This window comes from Nonlabens sp., from assembly GCF_018401815.1.
Classification (GTDB): domain Bacteria; phylum Bacteroidota; class Bacteroidia; order Flavobacteriales; family Flavobacteriaceae; genus Nonlabens.
Genome location: NZ_JAGYKG010000004.1, coordinates 20602 through 40755, shown reverse-complemented (window position 1 = coordinate 40755; position 20154 = coordinate 20602). Strand labels below are relative to the sequence as shown.

The 20154-nt window shown below is 36.9% G+C and carries 17 protein-coding genes; 8 read left to right on the top strand and 9 right to left on the bottom strand.

The window, feature by feature from the left end:
- Positions 1 to 31 precede the first annotated feature (31 nt).
- Positions 32 to 1708, bottom strand: a complete 1677-nt coding sequence (gene pafA, locus KG732_RS08630) for an alkaline phosphatase PafA (protein WP_213522575.1) — start codon at positions 1706 to 1708, stop codon at positions 32 to 34.
- A gap of 97 nt (positions 1709 to 1805) precedes the next feature.
- Between pafA and KG732_RS08625 the strand changes: the two genes are divergently transcribed.
- The 3 genes from KG732_RS08625 (at position 1806) to KG732_RS08615 (ending at position 4020) form a co-directional block, all read left to right on the top strand.
- Positions 1806 to 2543 (top strand): ABC transporter permease, encoded by a 738-nt coding sequence (locus tag KG732_RS08625; RefSeq protein ID WP_213522573.1) that lies wholly within the window; start codon positions 1806 to 1808, stop codon positions 2541 to 2543.
- On the top strand, positions 2543 to 3307 hold the full coding sequence (locus KG732_RS08620; protein ID WP_213522571.1) for an ABC transporter ATP-binding protein: 765 nt from the start codon (positions 2543 to 2545) through the stop codon (positions 3305 to 3307). The genes KG732_RS08625 and KG732_RS08620 overlap by 1 nt, the downstream gene beginning before the upstream one ends.
- 104 nt (positions 3308 to 3411) lie before the next feature.
- A complete protein-coding gene (locus tag KG732_RS08615; RefSeq protein ID WP_213522570.1) occupies positions 3412 to 4020 on the top strand; it encodes an MCP four helix bundle domain-containing protein in 609 nt (202 codons plus the stop codon).
- A 4-nt stretch (positions 4021 to 4024) separates the two neighbouring features.
- On the opposite strand, the gene KG732_RS08610 is transcribed toward KG732_RS08615, so the two are convergent.
- Genes KG732_RS08610 through KG732_RS08600 form a run of 3 tightly spaced genes read right to left on the bottom strand, consistent with a single transcriptional unit; the run spans position 4025 to position 7148 of the window.
- The gene (locus KG732_RS08610; protein ID WP_213522568.1) at positions 4025 to 5476 is read right to left on the bottom strand and encodes a DUF389 domain-containing protein; all 1452 of its coding nucleotides are present in this window, start codon (positions 5474 to 5476) and stop codon (positions 4025 to 4027) included.
- Positions 5476 to 6555 (bottom strand): mannose-1-phosphate guanylyltransferase, encoded by a 1080-nt coding sequence (locus tag KG732_RS08605; RefSeq protein ID WP_213522566.1) that lies wholly within the window; start codon positions 6553 to 6555, stop codon positions 5476 to 5478. The genes KG732_RS08610 and KG732_RS08605 overlap by 1 nt, the downstream gene beginning before the upstream one ends.
- Positions 6552 to 7148, bottom strand: coding sequence for a SprT-like domain-containing protein (locus KG732_RS08600; RefSeq protein WP_213522564.1), 597 nt, complete (start codon positions 7146 to 7148; stop codon positions 6552 to 6554). Before KG732_RS08600 ends, KG732_RS08605 begins: the two co-directional genes overlap by 4 nt.
- 186 nt (positions 7149 to 7334) lie before the next feature.
- Between KG732_RS08600 and KG732_RS08595 the strand changes: the two genes are divergently transcribed.
- The 5 genes from KG732_RS08595 (at position 7335) to miaA (ending at position 15223) form a co-directional block, all read left to right on the top strand.
- On the top strand, positions 7335 to 8024 hold the full coding sequence (locus KG732_RS08595; protein WP_213522562.1) for a TIGR00730 family Rossman fold protein: 690 nt from the start codon (positions 7335 to 7337) through the stop codon (positions 8022 to 8024).
- Positions 8025 to 8143: 119 nt separating this feature from the next.
- Positions 8144 to 10969 (top strand): aminopeptidase, encoded by a 2826-nt coding sequence (locus KG732_RS08590; protein WP_213522560.1) that lies wholly within the window; start codon positions 8144 to 8146, stop codon positions 10967 to 10969.
- Positions 10970 to 11013: 44 nt separating this feature from the next.
- Positions 11014 to 13443 carry a thiamine pyrophosphate-dependent enzyme gene (locus tag KG732_RS08585; RefSeq protein ID WP_300980403.1) on the top strand — a complete coding sequence of 810 codons (2430 nt, stop codon included), beginning with the start codon at positions 11014 to 11016 and terminating at the stop codon, positions 13441 to 13443.
- Positions 13444 to 14316 carry an ion transporter gene (locus KG732_RS08580; RefSeq protein ID WP_213522557.1) on the top strand — a complete coding sequence of 291 codons (873 nt, stop codon included), beginning with the start codon at positions 13444 to 13446 and terminating at the stop codon, positions 14314 to 14316.
- Positions 14309 to 15223 (top strand): tRNA (adenosine(37)-N6)-dimethylallyltransferase MiaA, encoded by a 915-nt coding sequence (gene miaA, locus KG732_RS08575; RefSeq protein WP_213522555.1) that lies wholly within the window; start codon positions 14309 to 14311, stop codon positions 15221 to 15223. The genes KG732_RS08580 and miaA overlap by 8 nt, the downstream gene beginning before the upstream one ends.
- 4 nt (positions 15224 to 15227) lie before the next feature.
- Here the strand turns inward: miaA and KG732_RS08570 are convergent, their stop codons facing one another.
- The 5 genes from KG732_RS08570 to KG732_RS08550 all read right to left on the bottom strand — a co-directional run bounded on the left by KG732_RS08570 (position 15228) and on the right by KG732_RS08550 (position 20118).
- Entirely contained in the window at positions 15228 to 15944 is a 717-nt protein-coding gene (locus tag KG732_RS08570) for a response regulator transcription factor (protein ID WP_213522553.1), read from the bottom strand.
- A gap of 17 nt (positions 15945 to 15961) precedes the next feature.
- Positions 15962 to 17521: a sensor histidine kinase gene (locus KG732_RS08565; RefSeq protein WP_367271494.1), complete on the bottom strand. Its 1560-nt coding sequence runs from the start codon at positions 17519 to 17521 to the stop codon at positions 15962 to 15964.
- A gap of 77 nt (positions 17522 to 17598) precedes the next feature.
- A complete protein-coding gene (gene coaE / locus KG732_RS08560) occupies positions 17599 to 18195 on the bottom strand; it encodes a dephospho-CoA kinase (RefSeq protein WP_213522551.1) in 597 nt (198 codons plus the stop codon).
- A complete protein-coding gene (locus KG732_RS08555; RefSeq protein ID WP_213522549.1) occupies positions 18196 to 19125 on the bottom strand; it encodes a hypothetical protein in 930 nt (309 codons plus the stop codon).
- Entirely contained in the window at positions 19126 to 20118 is a 993-nt protein-coding gene (locus KG732_RS08550; protein WP_213523176.1) for a glycosyltransferase, read from the bottom strand. It lies immediately after the preceding gene.
- Positions 20119 to 20154 lie beyond the last annotated feature (36 nt).

Here is a 20154-nt window from a genome sequence, read left to right as displayed (position 1 = left end):
TAGTATACCTAAATGTGATCAGTAGAGGTCGCTACGATTTAATTAACACTTCGCTTATCGGATTTCCAGTGGCCGCATTAGGAAAGCTTATTTTAAGCAAGCTCGAAATCGTAGGAGCGATGTCGATAATTTCTGTGCGCTTGCTGCTCGACCCTTGGTTAATTCCGTTGCCGTAAAATAATAAAGGTACATGAGTGTCATAACTCTGAGAACTTCCGTGAGTAGAGCCTGTTTTGGAATAAGAAATCACCGCTGGTTCTAAAACATAAATTACATCCCCACTTCGCTTATGATGGAACCCATTCTGAATGAGTGTGCCAATTCCGTCTTGCATAGACCCAGAAACGAGTGCTTTTCTCGTATACACTTTATCAATAGATGTGTAATCTATGATGGTACTGGCAATAAAATGTTCTAAATCAATAGGATTGATAGTGTTCTTTATGAGATTGACTTTATTAAAGAAAATCTGATCGTTAGAAATATTTGAAATTAAATCATCAAAGCCGTATTTTTCTATAAGGGCATTATTGAGTTTATTTCTAAAATCTGATCTATCAAAATATCCCGCATTGATATTCCTGCTTTGTAAATAAGCAGGATTATTAACTGCACCATGGTCTGCTGTTAAGAAAACGGTGTAATTCCCTTTTCCTACTTCTTCATCTAAAGCTTTTAAAAAACGTGCAATATCTTGGTCCAATCTTAAATAAGTGTCTTCAATCTCTATAGAGTTCACTCCATATTGATGCCCAATATAATCCGTGCTAGAAAAACTTACTGCTAGAAAGTCTGCAATAGAGTCCTTTCCCATTTCTTCTTTTTTCAAAGCTTCAATAGCAAAATCTGCTACGATACTATTACCATAAGGAGTTGCTTTTATAAGACTGTAATTTCCGTTTTCAGCTTTGAGCTTATTTAAGTCATAAGGAAAAACAGCAGCTTCTTTTCCTTTTGGAGCTTTTTCAAAATCATTGAGATCGGAGCCACTTGCCGTATAGGTCTCTATGGGATATAAGGTATTCCATGTTTTTAAATATTCTTCTGCTTTTTTTAAAGCATTAAAATCGGTCACCCATTGCGGTAATTGATCCATATAAAAGCTGCTAGAAATAAAGTTTCCTTGATCGCTTCCTTCAAACCAGTACGCTGCATCTGCAGCATGTCCAGCAGGTAAAATCGCCCCGCGATCTTTAATAGAAATACCTATGACTTTTGATCTTCCTTGAGTTTGAAGCTCCAATTGATCCGTTATGGTGGTAGTTAACATTCTGCGTGGTGACATTCTACCTTCATCACTAGCTGTTCCAACCCCTATTACCTGATCATCACCTGCATTGTAAATGACTTTATCTTCAAATTTATCGTACCAATTATTTCCTATAATACCGTGATTCATAGGTGAAGTTCCCGTATAGATTGAAGCATGTCCAGGAGCGGTATAGGTAGGAACAAAATTATAATGATTATTGGTAAGCTGGAAACCTCCCTTCATTAATCTTTTAAATCCATCTTCACTATAGCGATGGTAAAACCTACTTAAATAATCATAACGCATTTGATCTACTACTATTCCTACGACCAGTTTTGGGCTATCTTGCACTGCTTCAAGGGAGTTTAAAGGGGTTGGTTGATCTCGCTTTCGCGAAAGCGTGCTACAAGACGTTATAAAAACAAAAGCTATTATTAGAAAGAGTACATTTTTCATAAAAAATTATTTATTACAAAAGTAACCTTTGAAAAAAAGAACAAGTTTAAGATAGCATTAAATCTTTAGGTTTTTTTTTTATCTATTTTTACCAACGATGAGATTTATAAGACACATAGGTCGTTACATGATCATGCTTTTTAGCGTTTTTAGGCGACCTACCAAAACTAGCGTTCTTAAAGAATTAATTCTTAAAGAAACAGACGATTTAATTATAGGCTCCTTGGGAATTACCGCATTCATATCTTTATTTATGGGAGCGGTTGTTGCGTTACAGACCTCTTTGAATCTGGACAACCCTTTGATTCCTAAATCTCTGATAGGTTTTGCCACCAGACAGTCCATTATTTTAGAATTTGCCCCTACCTTCATATCCGTAATTATGGCTGGTAAAGTAGGTTCTTTTATTACCTCTAGTATAGGATCTATGCGTGTTACTGAGCAAATAGACGCACTTGAAGTAATGGGTATCAACCCGCTTAATTATTTGATTTTCCCTAAGATTATTGCCTTACTGTTCTATCCTTTTTTGATTGCTATTATCATGTTTGTGGGCATTGGTGGTGGGTATCTAGCCAGTGTCTATGGCAACCTAGTAAGCTCAGAAGATTTTATAATAGGCTTGCAGGATAGTTTTATTCCTTGGCATGTTGGTTATGCGTTTATAAAAACAATGGTTTTTGGTCTTATTCTAGCAACTATACCTAGCTATCACGGCTATTATATGGAAGGTGGTGCACTAGAAGTAGGGAAGGCAAGTACGACTAGTTTTGTATGGACTTGTGTTGCGATCATTATATCGAATTATATTTTAACTCAATTACTGCTTAGCTAATGATACAGGTAAATGATTTACGAAAGAGCTTTGGCGGTGAGGAGGTTTTAAAAGGAATTACAGCAACCTTTGAAAAAGGAAAAACCAATATGATTATAGGAGCCAGCGGTTCTGGTAAATCTGTTTTTCTTAAAAATATGCTGGGGCTTTTTGAGCCAGATGCTGGCGAGATTATTTATGATGGCGAGCCACTGCACGACATGGAAATAGAGCGCAAAAGTGAACTGCGAAAAGAAATGGGAATGCTTTTCCAGCACAGTGCGCTTTTTGATTCCATGACTGTTGAGGAAAATGTAATGTTCCCCTTACGCATGTTCACTAAAATGAAACTTCCAGAGCGGTTGGCACGAGCCAATGAAATACTGAGTCGAGTAAATCTTATAGGGCTTAATAAAAAAATGCCTAGTGAGATTTCAGGCGGTCAACAAAAACGTGTGGCACTTGCCAGGGCAGTAGTGAACAATCCAAGATTTCTTTTTTGTGATGAACCCAATTCTGGTCTTGACCCAAATACGGCAACCGTAATAGATCAACTTATCCAAGAAATTACTCATGAGCGTAAAATTACTACGGTAATCATCTCTCATGATATGAACTCCGTAATGGAAATAGGAGAAACCATCGTATTTCTCAAAGACGGGAAATTGGCTTGGAAAGGCACCAATGAAGAAATTTTTAGGACCGACAACAAAGCGGTAACAGAATTTGTATACAGCTCTAATTTGTTTCATAAAGTGCGTATCGCACAAAATAAAGGGTTTTAAACTTGATCATTCCCCTTCTTTTTTTTGTTAATAATTCCATAACTAGATTTTATTTAAAAAATCAGACCTTATTTTTAAAACGTGCTAGTTTTAAATAAAAATTTATGATAAGTAATAAAATTAAATGGTCGGCTGGATTGTTATTAGTAATTGTGCTTATTGTCTTTACTAATTTTATAGATCAAAAGAACTTTCAACGCATACAAGACTCTGTAGATAGTATTTACAAAGATCGATTAATAGCAAAAGACTTGCTTTTTGACATCCAACTAGAGATTCATGACAAGGAATTGCTTCTGGCCGAAAACAAGGATGCTATCTTGTTATCAAATCGTTCGGCTTCTGAAAAAAAAATCCAAAACTTTTTACAAAGCTTTTCAAATACGGCTCTAACTCGCGATGAAGAACAAATCTTTGAACACCTAAAAGAAGAGATCCGTGCGTTATTCTCTATGGAAATGGCTTACTTACCTTCCGAAAACAGTCAGCCCTCTTCTGCACAATTAAAGGGCCAAGCTAAAAAGATAAATGCTATAGTAGCCCAACTTTCAGACATTCAAATAGCCGAAGGTCAAAGACAAATGCAATTAGGAAGAAAAGCAATGGAATCTATTGATTTGTTGACTCAATTAGAAATATGGGTCATGATCATCTTAGGTGTTTTAATACAATTCGTTATTCTTTACAGCCCTAAAAAAGAACTTACAGAGTAAGCTATCAATTGGTAACATCAGAAACATCAGGTTTTATTTCATTGATCTTCACCTTTTCAGATTGCAATCGGTAGCGAAGCCATTTGCCCATGCGTGTTTTTACTTCTGAGCGATTTTCAATGGATAACGTACTGTCGTTAAACATGATATTGTAAACAGCTATGGTATCTGTTTTTTGTGTTATAAAATCTTTATTCACTGATGCTGCATAACTGATACTAGCTATTTGTGGATAATTCAATCGCACCTCTTCACTTAAAACATCAAAATCTTTACTTCTACTATTCAGACTTCTCAATTGATCTTCTAAAGCTTTTATGTGTGTGTCCTTATCTTGAATCAATCGCAACTTATCAATCAATTCTTCTTGCACCATTTCTACCCCTTCATTGGATGCTAAAGGTTTGGAATTGCCTTGGTAAAAACGCACCTTACTCAAACTCAAATGCTTTGTTTGTTTAAATTTCTTACGCCATTCTTCTATGATAACTTCTGGTACTGGCTCGCCCAGCATTACTATGTCTAACGTTTGCGTCAACTTATCCCATTCTTCATTAGGTCGCATCCCATCATACTGAACAATATTTTTAACAAATGAGTTTGCAGCACTGCGCATTATTTGATCTTGGTACAATTGATAAAACAACCATATGGAAGGCAATAAAACTAAAAAACCTATCAAGGATGCCCATCGAGAAACTCGCTTGCGTTTTGCTTGATTGGCATAATTTGCCATAGGAAACCTCAATAATTTACATACTAAAAAAGTGGACAAGGCAATAAAAACAGCATTGATACAAAACAAGTACATCGCACCTACAAAGTAGGTCCATTGTCCAGTGGCAATACCATAACCTGCCGTACATAACGGAGGCATCAATGCCGTTGCTATTGCTACACCTGCAATAGCATTAGAAATGGTCCCTTTTTTAGCTTTGGCAACTATAAGTGCCAAACCACCAAAAATAGCGATCAATACATCTAAAATCGTAGGATAGGTTCTAGCAGCTAACTCGTCGGTAATCTCTTTCATAGGAGAAATAAAAAAGTACAATGTTGCTGTGAGTAATGATAATCCTACCATAACCCCTAAATTGATCAAAGAACGGCGCAACATGGTAGCATCATTAATTGCGGTACCTAATCCCATCCCTACTATAGGTCCCATTAAAGGAGAGATCAACATGGCTCCTATGACCACAGCAGTAGCGTCTGCATTTAATCCAATGGAAGCGATAAAAATAGAAAAAACAAGAATCCAGGCATTATGGCCTTGAAATAAAATGTCCTTTCTGACCGCTTCAATCGTTTCTTCGCGCTCCGATCCTTCTCTTATATCTAGCAGGTCACCTAAAAAAGCTGTGATATTTTGCCATATACCGGTAATGCGTTGTTGGTTTGCATCCAGAGTATTGTCTGCTGAAGACTGCTGGCTTTGTGATTCTTGTAGCTCCATTATCCTATTTCTTTACCATATTTATGCATAACTGCATTGCGTATTTCTTTAATTTCTTGTTCAGCAGTTTTGGGAATGATCATCAATACGTCGTCTTGATCGATAATGATATAATCTTCCATCCCTTGTAAGATGACTTTTTTTCCAACAGCCGTTCGTACCATATTCCCATGTGAATCGATAGAGGTCAGACTGGCATTGATAACCGCATTAGCATCCTTATTTTTGTCGAGTCGATCGTAGAGAGAACCCCAAGTTCCTAGGTCGTTCCAAGAAAATCGGGCTGGCAGCACATAGACAGCTTCACTTTTTTCCATGAGTGCATAATCCACCGAAATATCCTCAGCATTAGGATAGTTTTCTTCCAACCACAAATTTTCTTTACTGGTATTCAATACTGCTACACCTTTATTAAATAAAGAAGTCAATTGAGGTTGCGCTTTCGCGAAAGCGGATACCACACCGGCTACATTCCAAATAAAAATTCCTGCATTCCATAAAAAATTACCTGCTGCGATAAATTCTTGAGCCTTTTTTACATCTGGCTTTTCTCTAAATTGAGACACCTTTTTTATTTGGCTTTCTTCCTTTTGGTATTCAATATACCCATAACCTGTATTAGGTGAAGTAGGTTGAATACCTAGGGTCATTAATGCTTGTGGATGTGTTGCACAGAAATCAAAAGCTGCCGCTAGATCTTCATTAAAAATATCCTGTTCGGCGATATAATGATCACTTGGAGCCACAATCATGCTGGCATGCGGATTCATTTTTTGAATCTTCAAAGCTGCTAGCAAAATGCAAGGTGCAGTATTGCGCATAGCGGGCTCTGCAACAATATTACTGAAATCCATATAGGGTAATTGCTCTTTTACAAGGCCTACATAGTTTTGGTTGGTAAGCACCAAAATTTGTTGTGGTGGTATCTGTTGCTCCAATCGTTCAAAGGTCATTTGCAACAAGGACTTACCCATTCCTAGCATGTCGTGAAACTGTTTGGGAAAAGCTTGCTTGCTCACAGGCCAAAATCGAGAACCCACACCACCGGCCATAATTACGGCATATTTATTATTGCTCATACTTTTAATACTTCTACTTGTGCATTGGGCTGAAAAAGGTATATCCTACCAGAGACGATCTCTACACAACGAAAGCGCTTGCGCAGCTTGTTGCCTTTTTGAAATTTTTTACCACTAGGGCCTAAAAATATACTGCCGTATTGCAACTCAAATATATAGCTTTTATCAGTTTCCGGATCAAATGATTTTAAAGCAACACTCATCATTGCATCTGTGTCGCTACTGGCTTTAGGACTTTTAAAATGACGCGCTAAAACAGGAAGTAAATCGTTAGGAAAAATATCTGGCCTTAAAAACGGCAACATAAGTTGTTGGAAAGTGTACTTCCACTCCACTCCATGAGGTTTGATAAGGCGACCATATTTTTGAAAAGCTACTAAATGAGCTATCTCATGAACAAGAGTTATTAAAAACCTGTAGGGATTAAGGTTTGCGTTAATCGTTATAGCATGAGAGCCATCAGCATTTTTGCGGTAATCACCATGCCTGGTCTTGCGCTCGTCCACAATTTTAAGGTGTACCTGATACCGTTCCAGCAAAGCCGTTAAGGGTGCTACGGCAAGATGTGGTAAATACTTATCTAAAACACTCATAAATCATGATAAAATTCTACTCTTGCGATATTAAAAATAATTAAAGAAGTATTCTACATTTTTAAGAACAATTATTTATTAAAAATCTAATAAACTCATTAATTATTAATGCTTTGTCGCTATGTTTGTTGGTCAGTCAGGTAAGGTGAAGGTTGTAAAATTGCGAGTAATCATTAAAAAAAAGAAATGAGAAAAGAAGTCGGAGAAAAAGGTTGGAACGATTTAAAAACCAACGATAGCTGGGCTACCTTTAAGATTTTATCTGAATTTGTCATGGGATTTGAGCGCATGAGCCGCATAGGACCTTGTGTTTCTATATTTGGTAGTGCCCGTTTAAAATCAGATAATGAATACTATCAACTAGCCACAGAAATAGCTGGAAAGATTGTAAATAATGGTTATGGTGTAATTACAGGCGGTGGACCTGGAGTTATGGAAGCGGGTAATAAAGGAGCACACCTCGCTGGCGGTACTTCTGTAGGATTAAATATCGCGTTGCCTTTTGAACAACACGACAACCCCTATATTGATAGTGATAAAAGTCTTGATTTTGACTACTTTTTTGCTCGTAAGGTAATGTTTGTTAAATATTCTCAAGGGTTTATAGTGATGCCTGGCGGCTTTGGAACCTTGGACGAGCTATTTGAAGCAATCACTCTTATTCAAACTAATAAAATAGCCAAATTTCCTATCATACTTGTTGGTACCAAATTTTGGAACGGTTTACTAGACTGGATAAAAACTACATTAGAACAACAATTCCATACCATAAGCCCAGGCGATATGGACTTAATACATGTGGTAGATACTAGTGACGAAGCAGTAGCCATTATCAATGACTTTTATGCTAAATACAGTTTGAGCCCTAATTTTTAAAAATAAATAGCACGTTGTGCTGTGATCAGCAACAGGAATTGATGTTGGAACAAGCGCATATTAGACCTTTTTCAATAACTAATTTTTATCTAATCCAGCACAAGCAAATCTGATAAGCGATGATTAAAAAGTTAAGGCTCTTTTGGCTCTTATTTCCCAGTGTACTTTTTGCGCAGCACAAAACACAAATTATCGCCTATTTAGATAACGATAAAAACGTGCTGAAAATAGAACAAAAACTAGAAATTTACAACAATAGTGATGCCTCTTGGGATCATATCATACTGCTGGACTGGGCCAATGCGTTTTCGTCCAATCAGACGCCACTAGCAACGCGCTTTGCCGAAGATTTTAAAAATAGATTTCAGTTTGCTAATGATGAAGATAGAGGCAGCACTAAGGTTATAGCAATAGATAGCCTTAACACTCCTTACCGCATCGAACGAATAAAAGGGCAGCAAGATATCATCAAACTTTATTTTAAAGAGCCGTTACTACCTGGAATTACCCGCCAGCTGGAATTGAACTACCTCGTTAAGATTCCTAAAGACAATTTTACAGGTTATGGTAGCAACTCCAATGGAGCGTATTCTTTAAAGTATTGGTATGTACATCCAGCGCCTTTTATTGATGGAAAATGGGAGTACTACTCTCACAAAGATTTAGACGATTTTTTTGGAGCGCCTATGGATTTTTCCATTTCTCTTCACCTACCAGTAAGCCATCGCGCCATAAGCAGCTTAACAACCGAATTAGAAACCAAACAGACCCAGCGCACTAGTTATTTATTTACAGGAAAACAACTCGATGCCGCAGAGATACACCTTTTGCGCAGTATAGATGCTTTTAAAACCTATAGCGTTGCTGGAATTAATATAATTACCGATATAGAAGATGTAGACGTACCTCTAGAAATGAAAGTTGTTTTTAATGATAGAATTGCTAGCTTTTTGCAAAATAGATTAGGGAGTTTCCCAAAAAAAAACCTCTTCGTTTCAGACCTATTCTATCGTGAAAATCCAGTTTATGGATGGAGCTCGTTACCTAGTTTTATTAATCCATTTCCAGCAGGTTTTACTTATGAAGTAAAAATGCTAAAGACCTTATCCCGTAAATGGCTAGAAACCGGTCTTCACGTCAATCCCAGAAAAGAAGCTTGGGTAAAACAATCCATACTAATTTATTTAATGATGGAATACCAACAGTTGTATTATCCTGACTTAAAAATAAGTGGAAAACTCAGTGAAATATGGGGGGCAAGAGGTTTTAATGTCACCCAACTAAAATTTAATGAAAGCTATCCCTTATTGTATTTAAATAGCGCAAGACTTAATCTTGACGAGGCCATTACAACCCCAGCCGATCAACTCGTTAAATACAATCAACAATTAGGAATGCCATTTAAAGCTGCCATAGGACTCCGGTTTTTAAATGATTACTTGGGAGATGACAGTCTAGAAAAATCAATTAGGGATTTTTATTTAGAAAACCAACAACGCTTTACAAAGGCTTCTGATTTTAGAAAAATACTAGATAAAAATGCTTCCAAAAACACAGATTGGTTTTTTAATGATTATATCACCACCTATAAAAGACTGGACTGGAAAATTAATGAAGTTAAAAAAACAGGAGATTCTGTATTCTTTAGAATCAAAAACAAATCACAACTAGAGATTCCCGTTCCCTTATATTTATTGAATAACGACAGTATTGTTACTAAAAAATGGATAGAAGGGATCAAGAAAGACAGTTTGATCTCGCTTCCGCGAAAGCGTGCTAATAGAATTGCCATCAACTATGAACAGCTCATTCCAGAATTTAATCCTCGCGATAATTATAAAACATTAAAAGGGTTTCCTTCTTTAAACAGACCTTTAGAATTTAGATTGTTCAAGGACATAGAAGACCCAGAAAGGTCGCAAGTGTTTTTAATGCCCGACATCGAGTTTAATATTTATGATGGTCTTACACTGGGAACTCGTTTTTACAATGGCAATTTACTACCTAAACCGTTGCGCTACAGCATCAAACCCGGTTATGGAACGAATTCTAATAGGCTGGTAGGTTCTCTAAATTTAGGATATGCTCATCCACTACAGAACCGCGACGAACGTTTATACGAAGTGAGGTATGGAGTCAGTGCCAACACATTTTCCTATGCCGACGACTTATTGTACCGTCGTGCAAGTGGCTGGCTGCAATTTAACTACAGACCTAAAGACTTGCGCAATAATAAAAGGCAAAGCCTTAGCTTTAGAAATATATATGTAGATCGCGATCGCGATCCATTGAACGCTGTAAATGAGCCGGACTATAACGTGTTTTCTATAAATTACTCGCAATCCGATGATAACCTCAAGAGAGTTTTTAATTACCATATAGGTACTGAAATATCAAGTGACTTTACAAAAGCTACCTATAGACTGCGATGGCGTAAATTGTTTAAAAACAACAGGCAACTGGATTTCAGGGTTTTTGGCGGCGCATTTCTAACCAACAATTCTCAGGCGAGTGGCGACTTTTTTTCCTTTGCTTTGGATCGTCCAACTGATTATTTATTTGATTACAATTACTACGGCAGGTCAGAAGACAGTGGACTGTTTTCACAACAATTGGTCGTTGCTGAAGGAGGTTTTAAATCTCAATTAGAACCTGCTTTTGCAAATGAATGGATCACCACGGCAAACGCTTCCTATAGTTTATGGAATTATATTCATGCTTATGGAGATATAGGTTTTGTAAAAAACAAAGGTGACGACGCAAAATTTGTTTATGATTCTGGAATAAGATTGAACTTTTTACAGGATTATTTTGAACTATATTTCCCTATATACAGTAATAATGGCTGGGAAATAGCACAAGATAATTACGATGAAAAAATACGCTTTATTGTGACTCTAGATATTAACACTTTTGTAAAACTTTTTACCAGGCGTTGGTACTAGCTTTGCCTTTGTAACTCGCAGCTTAAAAACGTACCTTTGCTATAATGGAAAAAGTAATACAAAACTCAGTAAAAGAATCTCAACAACTAGCTAAAGAAGACTTTAAAGAAGAGCTAATTAATGATTACAAAATCGCTGTTACTAGTAGAGAATGTAGTTTATTAGGGCGACGTGAAGTGCTTACAGGTAAAGCAAAGTTTGGAATTTTTGGAGATGGAAAAGAACTTCCCCAATTAGCTTGGGCGAGATCTTTTGAAAACGGAGACTTTAGAAGTGGTTATTACCGTGATCAAACCTTTATGATGGCCATAGGTGAACTTAGCATACAGCAATTTTTTGCAGGACTATACGGGAATACTGATATCAATGAAGAACCTATGAGCGCTGGCCGTCAGATGGGCGGACATTTTTCGACACACAGTTTAAATGAAGATGGAAGCTGGAAAAGGTTGATCGATCAAAAAAATTCCAGTGCAGACATCTCTCCTACCGCTGGTCAAATGCCTAGATTATTAGGTCTTGCACAAGCCTCTAAGATATACCGACACAATGACCTTATTGCAACTGATAACGGTTTCTCTAACCAAGGAAATGAAGTAGCTTGGGGAACTATTGGTAATGCTAGTACCAGCGAAGGTCATTTCTGGGAAACTTTTAATGCTGCAGGTGTATTACAAGTACCTATGGTGATCAGTGTTTGGGATGATGATTACGGTATTTCTGTACATGCTAGATACCAAACTACTAAAGAAAGTATTAGTAAAATTCAAGCTGGTTTTCAAAGGGACGAAAAACATGATGGTTATGAAATCATTGTGGTGAAGGGATGGGATTATGTCGCTTTAGTAGAAGCATATGAAAAAGCGAGTAAAATTGCTAGAGAAGAACACGTACCTGTTTTAATTCACGTAGAAGAATTGACTCAACCCCAAGGACACAGTACTAGTGGTTCTCACGAACGATATAAAAATGAAGACCGACTTAACTGGGAACGAGAGTATGACTGTAATGTTCAATTTAGAAAATGGTTGCTCGACAACGATTTTGCCAAAGAAGAGGAGCTTTCTGAAATAGAAAAAGTTATAAAAAAAGAAGTGAGAGAAGGGAAAAAAGCAGCTTGGAATGCCTACTTAAACCCAATTCTTGAAGAACGCAATCAAGCAGTTGAACTCATCAATGCCGTTGCAGCCGTGTCTGAAAACGCTGTTTTTATACAACCCCTTTCCTCAAAATTGGAGAAAGAACAGGAGCTGTACCGCAAGGATATTTTTGAAGCAGTTAGAAAAACATTAAGAGTTACTCTTAAAGAGAACCATGCTTCTATCACTGCACTTCACCAATGGCTTAGTAAAAACAAGGCGAACAACCAACAGAAATTCGGCAGCCTTTTATTTAGCGATTCAAAAACTGCCGCCATAAACATAGCTGCCGTAGCCCCAGTTTATGACGAGACTAGTGAGGAAGTAGATGCACGACTCATTATGCGTGATAACTTTGACGCTTTATTTGCTGCTCATCCAGAGATCATGGTATTTGGTGAAGATGCTGGTAAGATAGGTGACGTCAACCAAGGCCTTGAAGGCATGCAAGAAAAGTACGGAGAATTAAGAGTTTCGGATACTGGTATTAGAGAAGCTACTATCTTAGGTCAAGGAATAGGTCTCGCCATGAGAGGCTTACGCCCTATCGCAGAGATTCAATACCTGGACTATTTACTCTATTGCTTGCAGTTGATGAGTGATGATTTAGCTACCCTACAATACCGCAGCGCAGGAAAACAAAAAGCTCCTGTGATTATCAGAACAAGAGGGCACCGATTAGAAGGAATATGGCATAGTGGCTCTCCAATGGGAGGCATCATTAATCTGGTAAGAGGCATACACGTTCTGGTTCCCAGAAATATGACACAAGCGGCAGGATTTTACAACACCCTTATGGCTAGCGATGAACCTGCGCTGATTGTAGAATGTTTAAACGGTTACCGACTTAAAGAAAAATTACCAGCAAACCTTGGTAAATTTAGAACTGCATTAGGAAAAGTAGAAACCTTAAGAGAAGGAACAGATATCACCCTAGTTTCTTATGGATCGACCTTGAGACTGGTAGACCTAGCAGCTACCGAATTAGAACGAGCTGGAATAAGCGCCGAAATTATTGATGTACAATCCCTTTTGCCTTTTGATTTGAATCATGACATCTTAGAAAGCGTTAAAAAAACCAACAGACTGCTGGTCATAGACGAGGATGTGCCAGGTGGAGCAAGTGCTTATATATTACAAAAAATTGTAGACACTCAACACGCATGGCCGCATCTAGATAGCAAACCACAGTGCCTTACTGCTCAGGATCATAGGCCTGCTTATGGAACTGATGGAGATTACTTTTCAAAACCTAGTGCAGATGATATATTTGACAAAGTATATCAAATAATGCATGAAGTAAACCCTTCTAAATTCCCGAAGCACAAAGAATAAATGAACACAGACAAACAGCATAGTTCCAGTAAATGGAGGCGTAAAGTTCATGAAGTGATTTATGAGGCCGACACGCCTGCTGGAAAGCTTTTTGATGTTGTGCTTTTAATTATCATCATTATTAGTCTGGTACTAGTAATGATGGAAAGTGTGCCGAGCTTAGGAGCAAAATATGCAGAGGAATTTATTCTTGCAGAGTGGATCATCACCATCTTCTTTACAATAGAATATATACTTAGAATCATATCGATTAATAAACCCACTAAATACCTATTTAGTTTTTACGGGATCATCGACTTCCTGTCAACCATTCCCTTATACCTCACATTTTTCTTCGGTGGACTCAATGCATTACTAGCTGTAAGGTCTTTAAGGTTGCTTAGAGTTTTTAGAATTTTAAAGATCACACGTTATATAGGCGAAGCTGATAAACTTACTAAAGCTATTAAATCCAGCGGCCCTAAAATTGCTGTTTTCCTATTTGCTGTGTTAGTAATTTCCATTATAATGGGTTCGGTAATGTACCTGGTAGAAGGTCCAGAAAGTGGTTTTGTAAGTATCCCAGTTTCGATCTATTGGTGTATTGTAACACTGACTACCGTAGGTTTTGGAGATATTGCTCCGGTAACCCCTTTAGGACAGTTTCTAGCTACTATAATCATGATCATGGGTTATGGAATTATCGCTGTTCCCACAGGGATTGTAAGTGCCGAGTACTCTCAAAGTAAAAAAAGTGATAAAGGGGAAGACACCCCTCCAAAGGATCCTATTTACCGTCAGGTCAACACACAAATTTGCCAAAATTGCCATTCAGAAAAACATCAAGACGGTTCTCACTTTTGCCATAACTGTGGATATTCCTTAGATGACTAAGAAAACTCTTTTATGTATTGTTGGGCCTACTGGTATAGGTAAAACTGCTTTAAGTATCGCTTTCGCGAAAGCTTACAACACTTCTATTATCTCTTCAGATTCCAGACAATTTTACAAAGAAATGACTGTTGGAACAGCGGTTCCAGAAAAAGAAGAGCTAGAGGCGGCTCCACATTATTTTATTCAAGATAGAAGCATTCATGAAGACTATTCTGTAGGGGATTTTGAACGAGATGTGATGAAGAAATTGCCAGAGCTTTTTGAAAAGAATGACCTTGTAATTATGGTAGGAGGTAGTGCGCTATATGAAAAAGCAGTGACTCACGGCCTTGATGTGCTTCCAGAGGTAGCTATTGAAATTCAAGAAGAATTAAAGAAAGAATTAGAAGTTAAAGGCATTCTTTGGTTGCAAGAAGAATTAAAAAAAAATGACCCGGAATATTTTAAAACCGTAGACGTTCAGAATGCTCACAGACTTCTTAGAGCTTTAGGTATTTTTCGCGCAAGCGGTAAAAAAATGAGTGAATTGAGAACAGGGAAATCACAACAAAGAACCTTTCATATTGTTAAAATAGGCCTGGAAGCTGATCGTGAGGATCTTTATGACCGCATCAACCGTCGTGTGGACCTTATGTTGGAAAGAGGTCTTGAAAAAGAAGCTCAACAACTCATAGCCCACAAAGAGTTAAACGCATTACAGACGGTCGGGTATAAGGAACTCTTTGATTATTTTGAAGGAAATTGTGATTTAGCTGAAGCGGTAAGACTTATAAAACGCAACACACGTCGATTTGCAAAACGGCAGCTTACCTGGTACCGAAAAGATGAGAGCGTTAGTTGGTACCACTACAAAACTCGCCATACAGAAATAGTACAGCGAGTGAGTGAACAACTTATGGAGGTATAGCTATTTAATAATCTACTTGATCCCTAACTAACAGCCGGAAACCTTCTCCGTGAATGTTAACGATTTCTACATTATCATCTTCTTTAAGGTATTTACGCAATTTTGCTATATAAACATCCATTGATCTAGAAGTGAAATAATTATCATCTCTCCAGATTTTTGTAAGTGCTAATTCACGAGGCATCAAATCGTTGAGATGCAAGGCAAGTAACCGCAGTAATTCATTTTCTTTAGGAGAAAGTTTGATAGGTTCTTTATCACCAACAGAAAGGAATCTAAGCTTGGAATTTAAATGAAAGTTTCCGATCTGGAATTCAAATTCTTTAGAGTCAGCAATGCTGTCTTGACCTTTGCGTTGCATGATCGCTCTAATCTTCATAAGAAGAACCTCACTATCAAATGGCTTATTTAAATAGTCGTCTGCGCCTACTTTATAACCTCTTAATACGTCTTCTTTCATCGCCTTAGCAGTCAAGAAAATAATAGGCACTTCTTCATTTTTTTCTCTGATCTCTTTTGCTAGCGTAAACCCATCCTTGTAAGGCATCATAACATCTAAGATGCACAGATCATAATTATCCTTTTTAAACTTCTCAAAGCCTTCCATACCGTTTTTGGCATGAGTGACATCAAAGTCATTCATTAAAAGGTAATCTTTCAATACTGTTCCGAAATTCGGATCGTCCTCTACTAAGAGTATTTTTTTGTTTTCAGTTTCCATAAGTAATTAATTTAAATTTATGTTATTATCGGCAGATGAATACTAAAGGTACTGCCTTTTCCCTTGGTACTATCCACGTGTATTTCACCGTGACAATCGTCTAAAATTCTTTTTGCATAAGCCAGTCCTAATCCATGACCCTTTACATTGTGTATATCACCAGTATGCTCTCTAAAGAATTTTTGAAAGATCTTGCGCTGGGCTTGTTTGCTCATTCCAATTCCTTGATCGCGTATTTTGATTACCAGCTTGTTTTTTACATTTTCTGTAAACACATCGATTACAGGTGCCCCTTCTGTATATTTTATAGCATTTTCCAAAACATTAACAATCACATTAGTCATATGACTTTCATTGACAAGAACTTCTGTTCTTAGCGCACCCAAATGAGTGGTAACTACTCCTCCCTTTTCTTCTAATATCAATTGAATGTGTGAGATGGAATCCTCAATAATTTCATCCATATCCATACGCTCTTTATCTATATTAAGGTCTTCCCTCTCTAGTTTTGAAATCCTCAGAACGTTTTCTACTTGACTGTGCATGCGCTTGTTTTCTTCTCTAATCATTCTCAAGTAATTAGAAACTTTATCTGGATCAGCACATATTTTAGGATGTTTTAAGGAATCTAAAGCCAAATTTATAGTAGCAATAGGGGTCTTAAACTCATGAGTCATATTATTGATAAAATCTGTTTTAATTTGTGATATTTGACGTTGTTTAAAAATTTGCTTTATAGCATTAGAATAAGCCACTACGATAACAGTAGTAAATATCAATGACAATAGAGCCATACCAGCCACAGAAGAGAGTATATATTTCTTTCTGTCCGGCATGTTTAAATATAGTAAATAAGGCTCTGACTCTAGATTGCTATTTTTATAAATTGGATACCCCCAAGTCGCCTCTGTTAAAAAATCAAAATTGTCTGATTGAACTTGTGTGGCAAACCCATCTTGATAAATCGCAAACTCAAAATCTGCTTCTATAGGTCTATTTTGTAATTCTTCCCGTATGATTTGCTCTAATTCCTCTTTGGAAATGCGTTGAGAAATGGGCAACAAACTATTGTAATTACTTATCAACTCCTCGTCCACTTTCCTAGCATATTTATCCAGCTGTGAAAGCTCTTGAAAGGTCTTTTTCTTTCTTTTAGGATTGACCTTTCTGTCCGATACGGTTTTTTTACTCAACAGCTTATTGAAAGTGATGCTATCTAACTCAAGATCTAATAACTGAGGGTTTAACTTGTAATTTTCATTAAGCAAACTATTGCTGTAGGTAGAGGCTTCTTCTTGATTTTGATTGCGTTGTATCAGCATCAACTCACTTATCGTCCTTGTATCAGGCTGAACACTTAAACTGTCTCTTATTTGATCTAAAACATTATAAAATTTTTCTACTTCGCGGCTGTCTAACTCTGAAGATACTGAGGCTAGTGTTTGTTTCACTGCAAATGAAAATTGATATTCCTTATCGCTTACACTATTTATGATCCAGTAAATTTGGACCACTACAATTCCTGCAAGGGACACACTCATTAATCCTATAAGAAAATATAAAATACGTTGTTGCACCTAGCAAATTTAACATATAGAGAAAGTGTTAAAAACTCTTTAACCATATATTAACTTTGTGAAAATTGTAGCAGTAATTATTTTTTTAACAAAACTTCATGAATACTCTTTACAATAGAAGCCATTTGTTGAAGATCTTCATTTGCTATAACAAAATCTGACAACTCCAGTCGTTGCCCTTCAGACCATTGATTGCGCAGTCTAGACACCACCTCTTCCCTACTCACCGCATCGCGGTTCATAACTCTTCTAATTCTTTCTTCTACTCCAGCAGATACTAAAATAACCCTATCGCATAATAGGTGACTGTTGCTTTCAAACAAGATAGCGGCCTCGTAAATAACATAGGGATAGTTTTGATGGCGCACCCATTCTCTAAAACTGGCCTTCACTGCAGGATGCATAATATGATTTAGAGATGTCAAAAGCTCTTTATCACTAAACACCTTTGATGCAATATATTTTTTATTAGGTACAACGATGCCATTATCGTTTCGATCATAAGATTCCTTACCTAATAAATTTACGACAGCTTGAATAACTGTCGGGTCTGTAGCTAATAGTTTTTTAGAAACATCGTCTGCAATAAAAACAGGTACTCCTAGACTTTTAAATGTACGGGCAACGCTTGATTTACCGCTGCCAATCCCTCCTGTTAGACCAACTATTTTCATTTATTTAATCGTTAACACTTGAATTTGTTTAAGGTTGGTGCGATAAGAAATGATTTTGTCATTATTTATTTCTATCGCGGGTATTACGGCTACATTGAGCTCCTTAACAAGATCATAGTTGATGGAAACACTAATATCTTCTGGTATTATTTGATCATAGTTAGCAACCTTTATAGAATAAACAACTTCCACGTGATCTGGTATAAGTTTTACCTGTTGATAGGCAGGCGCATTTAAAAGTCTTACAGGAATGTTTATTTTACCTTCAGTCATTTGGGCAGCCTCCACGTGTAAGGTGAGTATTTGAGGCTCAAAATCCAACTCTGGATCAATTTGCTTCAAATTAATATCTAGTGTAGTTAAGCTGTCCTTTATTGTCAGTTGATCACCCCTAGTGATAATCAATTCTTGAAGGGCTTCCACCTTGGAATCATTACCAGTCACGGTAACACTATCCTTTTGAAAATAAGGTTTTTTTACAGCGACATAATTCAAGGTGTAATGTAATGCTATATTATTGATCACCGGTACTTTTTTTGACTTGTACCTGGTCAACTGTATAGGAATATCCAGATCATCTGCGCTTAATATTTCATAAGAAAGCATATTAGATCTCTTCATCCTTTTGACGCTTCTAGCTGGATTAAAGTACAATGTATCATTTCGTAAAAAAGTATTTTCTTTAAAATCCAGTACTACCTGATGTCCAAATATTTTTTCCCATATTAGAGTAAAACCTGTAGCACTTATTTCCACCGGAGCACTTAACTGCCTTGAGCTATCGTCCAAACTAAGTCGATGGGGCACATTGATAAAACTGATCTTAAAAATAACCTCTTGCTTATAAACATCTTTATACTTAGATATGAACCACAAGCTGGCCACTAAGGTTACCACAAGTATAAAACTTATAAAGCTTTTGTATTTCATTTATTTAAAAAATAGATTAGGAAATGCCGTTGTCTCTTCCTGTTTTAATACAGTGATTTTTATCCATGATAGTAGAAATCCCATTCCATATCCGTAGAACTGAATAAACACTGCCAAAACAGAGCTCAAACCTATACGTATTCCATTTTTCATAGAGCTATGAAAAAACAAGATACTGAAATAAAGGAGGTATAAGCTTAAAAATAAAAAATATCCTAAAATTGACAATAAGACTGCTATGCTTAGAAACAGGCAAAAAAAAGTAGGAAACCAAAAGGTGATGCGCTTAGTACCAGGATGCCATTTATTGAGAATTACACGTACTTTACCAAATTTATTTACCTGTCTATAAAACAATTTCCATGAAATGCGTCTTTCATGATAAACATAAGCTTCCTTGATCAGTGCGGTATCAAATCCAAGCTGCCATAACCTGATCGACAAGTCTGGATCTTCTCCTGGATGAATTTTTCCAAAGCCACTCGTTTGTTCAAAGGCCTTTTTACTTAATCCCATATTAAAACTTCTGGGTTGAAATTTACCTAATTTTTCACTCCCACCTCTAATTCCTCCTGTGGTGAGAAAGGAAGTCATGGAATAGTTAATCGCTTTTTGAAGATTACTAAAACTTTCATGAGCAGCGTCTGGACCGCCATAACAATCTACATAATGGTGAGACAAGTAGGTATCAACATTCTTTAGATACTGTTTAGGTAAAACACAGTCACTATCTAGGATAATAAAATAATCCCCCTTAGCTTTCTTCATACCAAAGTTCCTAGAATCACCAGGGCCGGAGTTAGGTTTATAAAAATAGTTGATGCTTAAGCTTTCGCGAAAGCCAGCGCATACCATTTCACTACTCCATTCCGATCCATCCTCCACAACAACCACTTCAAAATCTCTTTCAAAGACTAATTGAGAAAGACTAACAAGTAGTTTTTCTATTTCTTCAGGCCGGTTAAAAACCGGTATAATAAAGGAGTAATAGATGGCATTCACAGTTCAAAAATAGACAATAAAAAAAGG